The following is a 12,693-nucleotide window of genomic DNA, read 5'->3' on the forward strand; positions in this document are numbered from 1 at the left end:
TATGCAGGTAATTTTTGGGGTTCTCTTGTTTATCAGTTTCATAATGATGATAGTTTCACTTATCAATCCTAAATGGGGAACGTTCAAGAAACGCACATGGAGTCGGAAGAAAACCATTGGAACCTGGTTTTTAGTCGGTATAATCTGTTTTATCGGTGTCGGCGTTACTAACCCTTCCCCCGAACAGCAGGCTCAGCAAAAGGCACTACAAGCCCAACAGAAGGCACAGCAAGAAGCCCAAAAGCATATCTTTGGCCGCTATTATGGTTTTAGCGCTGAGCAGTCTCAAGCTATTGAAGATGCGCTGGCTTCCGTCGGAATCGATAAGATCAACGATGCCACGAAGCAGGGAGATCACAATTATACATTGGATGTCCATGCCACCGATGGGTATAATCCGGACAAAGATACCATCCGTATTTTCTTAGATGATAATAACAAGTTACAGACCATTAAATATCGAGCGATTGATCTCTGGCAAAATGGTCAAGCCGTTCACCAAATTAGTGACTATGTAATGAATTCTGACGAAGAAGCCGCTGCAATGATTATGAGTAAGGAAATGGTCAAAAAAATATTGAAAGCCCCTAGCACGGCGAAATTTGACGAATCAACTTTTAAATACTATAAAAGTCAGGGCGTGATTACAGTCATTGGGAGCGTAGATGCTCAAAATGGGTTTGGGGCTATGCTTCGTAGTCCCTGGAAAACTCAGTTCGAGGGGAAAGGCAGAGACTTAAAACCAACCCATATGGTGTTTAATGCACAACAACTCTTCTAATCGAGCAACATCGAAATACGAACTATGCACTGTCCAGGGAAATTGACAAATTAGTCAGTGCTACATATAATGGAGAGCAGAAGAGTGCTGGAATCTCTACGGGGACCAGTGCGAATACCCTCTCCAGTATTGGGGAGGTTTTTTTATGCAATCTGTGGATAAACCTATCCGGATCAATGCTGACAGTTTAAAAGCACAATATATGGCACATATCTCCCGCTGTCAGAGAATTGCCCGGGAGGTAGAAAAATGGGGAAAGAAAACGAAACACAGTCTGGATTTTCCAGAGCAGCACCGTTGATTAATTTTCTTTACGTTGATAAAGCTCGAGTAGATTAACATACGAATGCTACCCGAAAGCTCTATTCTGATTTTTAGGACTATAGAAGAAAAAAAATCCCTGCTGGTATTCGCAGTACCAGCAGGGAGAACGCAAACCACCGTCTCACAGGGGCTTACTGTATCATTTTACCACAGTCGGCCCCTTTCTGCCCAGAAGGAGGCCGATTTTTATGGAATATAGTTTCAGTTATCGAGAAAAGAACGGCAGCGTCTGCCTGGTTTTATCTTACAAAGTAGGAACACGATGGAAGCAGAAGACCAAACAAGGCTTCAAGACCCAGCGTGAGGCCCGGCAGCACCAGGATGAGCTGCTGGAAGCCGCCCAAAAAGAGATTGGCACGACACTTGATAAAACCCTAAAGGCCATCACCTTGCGCCAGTTCTGGGCCATTTTCAAGCGTGATATGCAAGGGCGGCTGACTTACAGTTCCATGCTGGCTTATGGGGACAGGATCAAACGGCTGCCGAATCTCCTGGATCTGCCCATTAAGGATATCACCCCACCCGTGCTGATGAATGAGATCAATGGTCTTCCATTTGCCGCAAGGACAAAGAATCTTTCCCTGGCAGCTATCGGCCGTGTGCTCCGCCATGCTATTACATACAAGATCATTAAGACGAACCCGGCCCTTGAAGTTCCCCAGGTCCAGGATCGTCGGGAGCAAGCGGCGAGAGCCTTCACCCGTGAGGAAGTCGCCCAGATTCTGGATCACTACCAGAAACATGGCCATGACCCCCTCTGCTATCTTGTGGTGCTGGTGGCCAGCCGAACAGGGATGAGGATTGGAGAGATCCGGGGACTGACATGGGACTGCGTCGACTTTGTAGCCGGTACGTTCAAGATCTGCAAACAGTGGGCCAGGACCAGCCGTACCACCTACGGGCTGACCCCCTGCAAGACAAAGAACAGCAATCGGACGATACCGGTGCCAAGGGTCGTACTGGCAACGCTGCGCAAATGGAGGGATTCGCAGCCATTCCGGATCAACGGAACGGTCTTCCCTCCCGAGAGGCTCCGGACGATACAGGTCTACATTAATGAGTACATCCACAAGCATTACCCTGGGCGTTCCCTTCATGCCTTCCGGCACACCTATGCCACGCTGATGTTACACGAGACCGGTGATATCAACCTGGTGGCCAACCTGCTGGGTGATACCATCCAGACGGTCGGCATCACATACGCCAACAACACAAAAGACATCCAGCTGGCTGCGGCAAAAGCGGTCAACGATATCTTTTGAAATTATTTTTGCCGTCTGTTTGCCGTCATAAAGAAAAACCCCGCAGAAATGCGGGGTTTCACGCTCTATTATCAGATTTTAAATATTATAGACCATACAGAGGTATTTTGTCCAGAGTCTGCAAACCATGGCGTGAAGCTTAGAACTCCACCCCGAACGTGATGACCCTGTTCCTGTACTCCACCTGGATCCTGCCGCCCAAAAGCCTTGTGGCTTCCTGGGCCATGGAAAGACCGATGCCGTAGCCGGCCTTCTGGCTGTTGTGGCTTTCGTCTCCCCGATAGAACCGTTCGAAGAAATGCGTATAATCCTGTCCTTCTCCATTCTTGTAATCATTGGACACCAGTGCCCTGAACCCCTTCTTGCCATGGGGTTCCAGTACCGCCCGGATGGTACCGCCCTCATCACAGTACTTGGCCGCATTGTCCATGAAAATCGTAAAAATCTCATACAGATACCTGGGATCCGATTCTGCTTCGATGTTTTCAAGAATCCGGCTTTCCAAATGCTTCTGGTCCTTTTCCACTACCGGAGCAAAGGAATGTACCGCATCCGTAAAGCACTGGCTCACATCCACAGGTTCCAGTTTCAGCTGTCTTTGGTCTTTTTCCCCCATCCTGGCCAGCATGATCAGTTCGTTGATCAGCCGGGTCACCCGCTTCACCTGGATCAGGATGTTGTCCGTCCACTGGCTTTTTCCGCTGATCAGCTCCAGGGCTTCCGCATTGGCAGAGATAATCGCTACCGGGGTCTTCAATTCGTGGCCCGCATTGGTAATGAACCGTTTCTGGTTCTCCATGTTCTCCACAAAAGGCCGGACGGCATAGTTGGACAGAAATCCCAGGACCAGCAGATACAGGATCACGCACACCAGGCCGAACCGCAGGGAATAACGGCTGAATGCCTCCACGGCCCCCACATCCCGTGTACAGTCCATGACCACCACCAGCTTGCCCCCGCTGTCCCGGTTCGCCACCTCATAGGCATAACTGGCCCGCTTGTTCTTGAACATGCCCCGTACTGGCTGGCTGGAATCCGTTTCCGCCAGCTTATTGGCGATTTCCAGAGCCTGGAGTTCGGTAAAAGCGGAAATATTGGAAAGGTTCAGCCGCTGCAGCTTGCCGCTGTCGGCCACGATACCGCTGAAATACCGGGTCTGGTGGGCGAATTCCGGAGTATCATTGTACCATTCCGGATCGCTGAGCCAGCTCTGGGTGCTTGTACCCAGCTGACGGCCGGGCAGGATGCCGTCGTTCTGCACAATCACGTCCAGCAGCGTATCCACCTCACTGCGCATTTTCATGAAAGTGATGGCGTTGATCAGGCCCAGGGCACCAGTGAGGATGATGACTACAGCAATGAATGCCAGAAGCAGGAATTTCCGCCGCAGACGATGAATGATATCCATGCCTGCTCCTTACTGTACCGCCGCAGCACTCTGCAGCGTGAAAGCCCCATCCTGGTGCCCGGTGATGGTCAGATTGCCGCCGATGGCATGCAGCTTCTCCCGCAGGTAGGACACATAAATCCACACAATGCCTTTTTCTTCCTGCTTTTCATCCTGCCACACATGGCTGAACAGCAGCTGGGTATCACAGGGTTTGCCCGGATGCTGCATGAAGTACTTCATCAACTGGGTTTCCTTGGGAGACAGCCGCACGGCACTTTTGCTGGACAGTTCCCCTTCGGCGCAGTTCAGCGTCACACTGCCCGCCTGGAGCATATCCCGGTTGAAATCCTCCTGCCGCCGGGCCAGGCTGCGCAGCCTGGCCAGCAGTTCGCCCATGGCAAAGGGCTTCGTCAGATAATCGTCCGCACCGGCATCCAGGCCGGTAATCCGGTCGTCCACTTCCGCCTTGGCCGTAAGCATGATCACCGGAGTCCGGTCCCCTTCTTTCCGCAGTTCTGTCAAAGCGGTTATTCCGTCCTTTACTGGCATCATGATGTCGAAGATCATGGCATCGTAAATGTTCTGACGGGCCTTATCCACAGCCGCCTGGCCGTCATACACGGCGTCCACCTGGTAACCGCTGTGTTCCAGCACAGCCACCAGAGCCATGGACATGGGTTTTTCGTCTTCTGCAAGCAGGATTTTCATAAAGGGATGGCTCCTTTCCTCAGGCTTCCCGGATCAGTTTCCGGATGGTTTCCATGGAGAGATCGCAGGCGGCCAGTTCGTCGGCGCACCGTTTCAATTCCCGGCCGATCAGTTCCGGATTTTTGATTTCGTGTTTGTACTTCATTTCGTGTTCCAAACTGGCCCAGGAATCCATGGCAATGGTACGCAGCTGGATTTCCGCATAGAAAATGCCCGGCACATGGCCTGCCACATCGGCAAAAGGCATCTCCAGCCGCAGGATCATGTGATACGACCGATAGCCGTTGGGTTTTACGTTGTGGATGTAGTCCTTTTCCTGGATGATGGTGCAGCCGGGAATCTGACGGATATCCGCGATATTCCGTTCAATATCGCTCAAAAAGCGGCAAACGATCCGCAGGCCGATGGCATCATGGATGGTATGCAGCGCCGAAGCCGCATCCACCGGCAGCTTCTTTCGCCGGCATTTCTCTTCCATGCTGTCCACGCCTTTTATCCGGTAAATCAGGTGCTCATAGGCACTCTGACCGGTTTTCTGCTTTTCAGTTTCGTTGTACTGTTCGATGCCCCCGACCAGGCGCTGCATGACCTGTTCCAGAACTGGCCGCCAGGCTGCGTAGGTATTGTCCGGATATTCGTTCACAGCGTTTCCTCCTTTGGCAATCAGTGAACCCGCTCGTTGGTATCCATATTGTAACATAGGATTGTGGAATTTGAGTGAAAAAAGAAAAGAGCACAAAAAAAGGACCTGTCCCCAGGAAACAGGTCCTTTCTTCCAGTTATTGTCCGGCCCCATAGCCGTTGCCAATCCGTGCTGCCAGCCTCTTCCTGGCCTTCTGATACAACAGCTCACCCTGCACGTCCGGTTCGCTGGAGTGAGCCGTCACCGCCACGAAATCCATGGTGACCTCATTGCCTCTTACCCGGTGGATACCGTCCAGATCTTCCACGATTTCTCTGGCTCTCCGTTCCATTTCCTGGAGATTCTCACTTTCCAGGATCACCCCGTACCGGGATTCTCCCAGCCGGGCCAGCACTGCCCGGTTACCGAACTGATCCCGCAGGCAGTCCGCCTGTTTCCGCAGCACTTTCTGGTTCATCTCTTCACCAAAGCTGTCCAGGATCCGCCGGCTCTGCAGGTTCTGGCACAGGATCACCCCGTACCCCTGCTTCTGATTGCACCACCGTTCCTCGTAGTTCAGCAGGGCATCCGCAAATCCATGCTGGTTCATAAGCCCGGTCACCGGGTCCAGGCAGGACTGGTGCAGCATGGCATCCATCCGCTGCCGCCAGTCATCCACATCGTAGAACAGACCCATGAGCCCCACGATCTGTCCGTGGTCGTATACGGGCCATTTGCTGGCAGAAACATGCCGTATCCGTCCCTTGATGATGCATTCACCGTCCACATCCCAGAAGCTGCAGCCCTCTTCCAGAACAGCCCACTCGTCCTCCCGGAACCGGTCTCCATCCACATACCAGCCCATGTCCTCGTCCGTCTTGCCCAGGATGTCCTCCAATGAAGTGATTCCGTATACGTCCAGGAAGGATTGGGAAGCCCCCAGGAACCGCCGTTTCCGGTCTTTCCAGAAATAATAAAGCGCTGTGCTGCGCATGAGCTGATTCCACAGCACCGCATCCGGAATCGTCCGGTCCGTCAGCATCACCGGTTCCGCCGGCCGCTGGCTGTCTCCGTAGGGAATGCTCCGGAGGGTGATCAGGGCCTGGTTCCCGTCACTTTCTGCCACCTGCATGATGGCCACTTCCTTCCACCCGAAGCTGCCATCCTTGTTCCGCACCCGAAAGCGGTCGGCCAGCAGGCCTTTTGGGCTATTCTTCAGCCGTTGCTGCTGTGTAGCAAAATCCATGAACATCCGGTACCGCTCCCAATCCTCCCGCAGCACCCATTCTGAAGTAAACTTTTCCGTCAGGGCAGGCAGATTGTTCAGATAGGACCGCAGCGACCAGTACTGGGAGTTATGGCTAAACAGAGGTTCCATATGTCCCTTCGTATAATCCACCAGATCGATGGAATCATAGAAATAGTACAGGGTTCGCAGACTTTTGTCCAGTTTCACCTGTTCCAGCCGTTCCGTGTTCCGGGTGATATTTTCCGTTTTCAGCTGGTACAGACTCCGTCCATCCATTTCCGCCAAAAAACGGCCCTGGATCTTGATGTAGTCGCTGCCGCTGGAATAGAAAAAGCTGTCTGTTTCCTTCTGTTTCCGCAGCATGGCCAAAAATCCCAGGAAATCCTGATAAAGATTCTTTTTCACCTTCTCGTGAAACTCCTGTTTCGCAGACGCATGGATGGGATCGTCCAGAGAACTCATCAGTTCCTCATAGGCAGCATTGCTGTGGAGCAGGGTACATTTTTCCCCGTCATATTCCAGCAGGGCGAGAGGCTGGCTGCTCTCCCGGACGGCATTGCCGGCCGCATCATAATAATAACGCCAGCGCCGGCTTTCAATGATGCGCCCCTGGCTTTCCATCTTTTTCATGACCTGTTCCCAGGGCAGAGGCTGGCTGAACAGAAAGCCCTGGGCCCTGTCGCAGCCGATTTCCCGCAGGAATTCCAGCTGTTTCTCTGTTTCCACCCCTTCAGCCAGGGTATGCATATGCAGCCGTTTGGCCATATTGATCAACGTGACGATGATCTGCCGGGATTTTTTCGTAAAATGATGCAGGAATTCCATATCCAGCTTCAGCAGATCTACATCCACCTGATTCAAGATGTTCAGCGAAGAATATCCGCTGCCGAAATCATCCATCCACACATCGTAGCCGCTGCTCCGCAGCAGGTTTATCACCGGTATGACCCTGTTTCCCGTCTGGGCGATGATGCTTTCCGTAATCTCGATGCGCAGCAGATCCCGGGGAATATCGTACTTGCGGCGCATATTCTCGATGGCGGCAAACACATCCATCGCATCGAAGTCCAGCCGGGACAGGTTGAAGGAAACGGGCAGCATGGGGTGCCCCGTATCGATCCAGCAGCGCAGAGACCGGCAAATCAATTCCAGCATATGCATATCCAGTTTATGGATCAGGCGTGCTTTCTCCAGCACCGGGATGAACCGGCCCGGAGGCAGCAGGCCGTAAACCGGGTCGTTCCACCGTGCCAGGCCTTCAAAGGCACAAATGTTGCCGGTAAAAGTCCGCACCACCGGCTGCACATACAGTTCAATCCAGTGCTTGTTCAGTGCTTCCGCAAAATGAGAAAGAATATATTGTTTAAAATCATTTTGTTGCATTTCAGGAGTCCGCAAAGAGACCCACCTTCTTCTATAAATATCTTGAAACACGAATTTTTTATATAAAAATTTACTTATCCAGTATGACTATAACACAAAAGATTCGATTTCGAAAGAATAAAACTTGTTATATTTTACTGTAAAGACTGCCCTTTACTCATTAGATCCGTGGTCTAACAAGCAGAGGGCAGGTCATAAAGAACAGGTTCTTTCTATATTATTATATTCTCTCGTTCTTTTTCCATGTCGTTTTCCATATCTCAATGGTAGCCGATCAACACAGCAATACTGATTGCCACGGATGCAATGGCCACCCAGATCAAAAACAGGGGAATCTGGAACTTCAGCCAGCGGTCAAACGGTACACCGGCAATGGCCAGCGAAGCGACCAGAGAGCTGCTGACCGGGAAAATGGTATTGGACAGCCCGTCTCCATACTGATAAGCCAGGACTGCTACCTGTCTGGTCAATCCGACAATATCAGCCATCGGAGTCATGATGGGCATGACAATGGCCGCCTGTCCGCTGGCCGAGCAAACGAAGAAGTTGAACAGCAGATTGAACCAGAACATGCATACAGCAGCCCAGGGCCCACTCATATGGGATAAGGGGATGCTGACGGCATGGATGATGGTATGGATGATACGGCCATCCGCCATGATCAGGGAAATCCCGCTGGCAAATCCAATCAGCAATACGCCGTAGAGGACTTTCCGTGCCCCTTCCACAAAAGTTCTGGCAATCTGCGTACAGTTCATATGACCGACCCAGCCGCCCACAACAGCTACAAAGACCATAAAGGCAGCCATCATATCCTGTCCCCAGTGCTGGGTAATCGCTCCCCAAACAAACAGTCCGAAGCTGCCGAAGGTCAGCAGACAGATGACAGCATCCCGCCAATCCAGTTTGATTTTCTCAAAATCGACCTGAGGAGCATCCAGATCATCAAAGCCCCAGGCAGTCGTCCCCCACAGTACACTCTTCGTAGGATCTTTCCGTACCATGAAACAGTAAATCAGACTGTAGATAATGGAAACACCTACGATAATCGCAGAAACAACCATACGGAAGCCACTGCCGGACAGCAATGGCAGTTCTGCAATCTGCTGAGCCACCTGGACCGAATTGACGGACATGAAAGAAGACCCGAAGCCGGCAAATGTGCTCAGATAAATCACAGCCATGGCAAAGACCCGGTCCATCTTCATCTGGCTGGCAATGACCAGTCCCAGCGGGATAAAGGCAATCGTGGAATTGACCAGGGCTCCCGTGCTGCCCAGGAATCCGAACAAAGCCATGATGATAGGAATGATCAGCAAAACTTTGCTGTGCAGCCGGGCAATGACATAGGCAAAAAAATTCGACAGCCCTTTCGTTTCATTGACCACATGGAAGCAGCCGCAGATCAGGATTACATTCAAAATCATGGTTCCCTGTTTTTTCAGGCCATGGCTGAAGGCCAGTAAGAACTGGATGAGTGTAGTAGGCGTTTGTTTGACATAATGAAATGTAGAAGCATCCAGGACTTTCTTTCCTGTCACAGGATCCATTTTCATATGATAGACACCAGCTGGAATGATATACGTCAAGATCGCAGCAAAGATCATAATCCCTACAATAATCAGATAGGTATCCGGCAATTTGAATTTCGTTGCTTTTTTTGCCTGGATCAGGTGTTCCGGTTCTTTTATTTTTTTAGTTGCTTCCATACTGTTCCCTCCCCTTGGGTTTCAGTTGAGTTCCCCATTTCAATGGATGCAGATCATATGATTTCCCGCATCCTTTCACAAAATATATTTGTCATACTCGTTTTCACAGGGATTTCCCCAGCTCATCCAGGCATACCCTTTCTCCAGGTTATAAATCATGGATGCAATGGTAATCAGATTCTTTTCTTTTAAATGATTGCAGATGGAACCAGGATACCCATAATGATCTCTCAGGCAATCCATGAGATATTCTTCCGTAATATCCCCCTTCCTTTTCTTCAGCAGTTCCAGCATCCTCTGCCCGCGAAAATGACGGGCATGATAGGGATCTGCCGGCGTAAACCGGTCGATGGCCGGATTGCAGACAAAATCATTGCCCTTTCCGATGAGTCCCTGCGCCGGTTCAATCACATACGTTTCAAGAGGATTGGTTTCATAAACAATACCCTCCCCTTCTTTGCTGGCCAGCACATAATTCAAAGATACTTTGGGACGGAACCCTTCAATCACTTTCCGGGCTTCCGCAAAACTGTGGCACTGCAAAACCCTGCGCCGGATAAAGTTGGTGGGAATACACAAGCCCCTCCGGTCTTCTGTAGAAAGCAGAGTGGACGCATTCAGGGAAATCCCGGCGGTGTTCATGCCGTTGCGGATCAGCTGCCCCGGTTCAGACAGCCCGACGATCCGGTTTCCATTGCCTTCATCAATATGGAGTACGTACAGTTCTTCCTTGACAAAAGCCCCTTTGTCCCAATTTTGCCCGCTCAGCGTACAGTGATTGCGGGTGGCTTCCGGCAAGGCAACAAAACAGGTACATTCCCCATTTTTTACGATATCCTCAGGAGACTCTTTTTTGAATTTCAGCAGTTCATAGCGGAGGTTCAGGACCATGATCACATCCAGCGGTTGTTGAGAACCTGCCGCAAGGCCCCTTGCTTCCTGCATCAAATCCGGCATTTCCTGTTCCAGGAACGGAATGAACTGGTGTGCCATGGAAAGGGCTTCTTCCCAGGTGTAGCCTTTTTTCGCAAAACTTTCTTTATATCCATTACAAATCCGTACGATCCGATCTGCGGTCTGCTCCCCATGCTGCCGTCCCCGCTCAAAAGGATCCTGTCCTTTGATATAAATTTCTTGAAACCGTCCCATAGAAAATTTCTCCTTTGCTGCTTGCATTTTCTTATTTTTATCATACGAGTATTCAGTCTATAAATCAAATAGTATAATTTTCATATTTTTATTAGCTATATCTTATTTTTTATTGTATTTTTATATTTTCTCCATTACAATAAAAGCAGGAGGCGAAATTTCATGGAAAGCCGAAAATTAGAATACCTGTTAAAAATCGCAGAAACAGGTTCTGTCACAGAAGCCGCCAGGCAATTGTTCATTACCCAGCCGGCCTTAAGCCAGACCATCCGTTATTTTGAGCAGCAGTATAGCATCAAAATCTTTAAAAAACATGCCGGGGCCATGCAGCTGACCGAAAAAGGAAAAGTACTGGTAGAAGCAGCCAGAAAACAGTTCTTTATCGAAAAAAATATGTGCCAGCAGCTGCAGGAAATGAATGAAGAGGTTTCCGGTGACTTGACCATTGGTCTTTCTCCCAATCGTTCTCTCCAGTTCCTGCCTGTCCTTATGCCGAAGCTCCAGAAAAAATTTCCCCACGTACGATTGGTCGTCAATACCCGCTCTTCTGCAGGATTTGAGAACCTTGTATATCAAGGAAAACTGGATTTTGCTCTGGTAATGGAACTGGCCGATATGGAACCGGCTGTACGCAGTGAACTGGTCTTCCAGCCACTTTTTTCCTATAACACTCTGCTCATGGCACCTCCCAATCATCCTCTGGCCAGGGAAGCTGAAGCAGAATTCGACTGGCGGAAGCGCCGTCCCGTCAGCCTGGAGGAAGTACGGGATCAGCCGTTTATCTGTACGCCTCAATTCCCCCGTTCCCGCAAATGGAATGATTCCGTGTACAGCGCCTATGGTTTCAAGCCAAAAGAAGCCGTTATCATTTCCGGAGGATTTACAGTATACAGCCTGGTCCAGGCAGGCATCGGCTTTGCACTGACCCAGGATTCCACTGCCTTTGCCCTGAAGAAAGGGGCTTTTTTCAAATTGGATAAAGGAGATTTTCCAACTCGCCTGTGCATCATCTATCGCAAAGACAAATACCTGTCCAGGCCCATGGAATTTTTCATCAATCTGATCCAGGAATATTCCCGCTCTGGATACTGGCGTAGTTTATAAGTAATAAATTATTTTTTAATCTATAATTTGTAATTTGATTTATATTTTATTTTCTTCCTATAATAAAAGCATAGCTGATACAGGTAGGGAGGAGAATAAAATGCGTCCGGCAGCAGAAAATATTGCTTTTGAAGTAGTAATCGATTGTTTCAGTTCCTTCTTGATCGGAGTTTCCATTGTTTTTGCCCAACAGGCCAATTTTGCCCCTGGAGGGATTACTGGTATGGGATTGATTCTCAATCTGCTTACGGGCTGGCCCATCGGTCAGCTGATTCTCATGCTCAACGTACCCATCGGATTCGCTGCCTGTCGGTATCTGGGAAGGGACTTTTTCCTGAGATCCATCAAAACCATGGTCATCAGTTCCTTTTTCATTGATTTTGTTGCCATCCATCTGCCGGTTTTCCAGGGAGGCCGCTTGATTGCAAGCATATTGTCCGGCATTTTCGCCGGTCTTGGTTTTGCGCTGATCTATTTACAGAACTCCTCCACAGGAGGCAGTGATTTCCTGATCCTGGCGTTCAAGAAAAAAGAACCTTCCCTGTCCATCGGCCAGATTACCTGTCTGCTGGATGGACTGGTCATCCTTGGCGCCGCTTTTATTTACAAAGAACTGATTACCATCTGGTATGGAATTGTTTACACTGCCACCAGTTCTTTCGTGATTGATATTGTCATGAAAGGAATCATCACCTGTCCTCCGAACCATCCTTTTCGATTTCTCGTTGCTGATTACAGAGATTGATTTTTCTCCCATATTTCAGTCCATGCACCCCCTTATGGGGTGCGACCAGCCCCATTATTCGTCCCATCTCCACTATAGATATTTCAATCCACAGCTCCCACATGGATGATCTTACTTTGATATTTATTGGTTCTATAATAAATGTTGGGGTCTTGTGGACTTCCTGTTCACAAGACCCCTATGTTTTATATAAAATAAGACATACCTAAACTGAATTTCAACTCAACCACCACGAAGAACTGAAAGGAGCATAGATATGTCTCGTTA

General features: G+C 49.7%; 11 protein-coding genes. 5 read left to right on the forward strand and 6 right to left on the reverse strand.

Features of this window, described 5'->3' with window-relative positions:
* The first annotated feature begins 1 nt into the window (after position 1).
* The 3 genes from ACR0QW_RS06280 to ACR0QW_RS06290 all read left to right on the forward strand — a co-directional run bounded on the left by ACR0QW_RS06280 (position 2) and on the right by ACR0QW_RS06290 (position 2,367).
* Positions 2-781 carry a hypothetical protein gene (locus tag ACR0QW_RS06280; protein WP_432642854.1) on the forward strand — a complete coding sequence of 260 codons (780 nt, stop codon included), beginning with the start codon at positions 2-4 and terminating at the stop codon, positions 779-781.
* Between the two features lie 145 nt (positions 782-926).
* On the forward strand, positions 927-1,082 hold the full coding sequence (locus ACR0QW_RS06285; protein ID WP_432642855.1) for a hypothetical protein: 156 nt from the start codon (positions 927-929) through the stop codon (positions 1,080-1,082).
* A gap of 211 nt (positions 1,083-1,293) precedes the next feature.
* Positions 1,294-2,367 (forward strand): tyrosine-type recombinase/integrase, encoded by a 1,074-nt coding sequence (locus tag ACR0QW_RS06290; protein ID WP_432642856.1) that lies wholly within the window; start codon positions 1,294-1,296, stop codon positions 2,365-2,367.
* A 139-nt stretch (positions 2,368-2,506) separates the two neighbouring features.
* Here the strand turns inward: ACR0QW_RS06290 and ACR0QW_RS06295 are convergent, their stop codons facing one another.
* From ACR0QW_RS06295 to ACR0QW_RS06320, 6 genes are all read right to left on the reverse strand, one after another.
* Positions 2,507-3,775, reverse strand: coding sequence for a sensor histidine kinase (locus ACR0QW_RS06295; RefSeq protein WP_432642857.1), 1,269 nt, complete (start codon positions 3,773-3,775; stop codon positions 2,507-2,509).
* Between the two features lie 9 nt (positions 3,776-3,784).
* The gene (locus ACR0QW_RS06300) at positions 3,785-4,465 is read right to left on the reverse strand and encodes a response regulator transcription factor (RefSeq protein ID WP_432642858.1); all 681 of its coding nucleotides are present in this window, start codon (positions 4,463-4,465) and stop codon (positions 3,785-3,787) included.
* A 19-nt stretch (positions 4,466-4,484) separates the two neighbouring features.
* Positions 4,485-5,051, reverse strand: a complete 567-nt coding sequence (locus ACR0QW_RS06305; protein WP_432642865.1) for a GTP pyrophosphokinase — start codon at positions 5,049-5,051, stop codon at positions 4,485-4,487.
* A gap of 193 nt (positions 5,052-5,244) precedes the next feature.
* Positions 5,245-7,719, reverse strand: coding sequence for an EAL domain-containing protein (locus tag ACR0QW_RS06310; protein WP_432642859.1), 2,475 nt, complete (start codon positions 7,717-7,719; stop codon positions 5,245-5,247).
* Between the two features lie 260 nt (positions 7,720-7,979).
* Positions 7,980-9,428 carry a YfcC family protein gene (locus ACR0QW_RS06315; RefSeq protein WP_432642860.1) on the reverse strand — a complete coding sequence of 483 codons (1,449 nt, stop codon included), beginning with the start codon at positions 9,426-9,428 and terminating at the stop codon, positions 7,980-7,982.
* A 75-nt stretch (positions 9,429-9,503) separates the two neighbouring features.
* Positions 9,504-10,577, reverse strand: a complete 1,074-nt coding sequence (locus tag ACR0QW_RS06320) for a C45 family autoproteolytic acyltransferase/hydolase (protein WP_432642862.1) — start codon at positions 10,575-10,577, stop codon at positions 9,504-9,506.
* A gap of 162 nt (positions 10,578-10,739) precedes the next feature.
* Here ACR0QW_RS06320 and ACR0QW_RS06325 point away from each other — a divergent pair, with 162 nt between their 5' ends.
* Together ACR0QW_RS06325 and ACR0QW_RS06330 are read left to right on the forward strand one after the other, a co-directional pair.
* Positions 10,740-11,681 (forward strand): LysR family transcriptional regulator, encoded by a 942-nt coding sequence (locus ACR0QW_RS06325; protein ID WP_432642863.1) that lies wholly within the window; start codon positions 10,740-10,742, stop codon positions 11,679-11,681.
* Between the two features lie 100 nt (positions 11,682-11,781).
* Positions 11,782-12,426 carry a YitT family protein gene (locus tag ACR0QW_RS06330; protein ID WP_432642864.1) on the forward strand — a complete coding sequence of 215 codons (645 nt, stop codon included), beginning with the start codon at positions 11,782-11,784 and terminating at the stop codon, positions 12,424-12,426.
* Positions 12,427-12,693 lie beyond the last annotated feature (267 nt).

This window comes from Acidaminococcus sp. (genome assembly GCF_050873445.1).
GTDB lineage: Bacteria > Bacillota > Negativicutes > Acidaminococcales > Acidaminococcaceae > Acidaminococcus.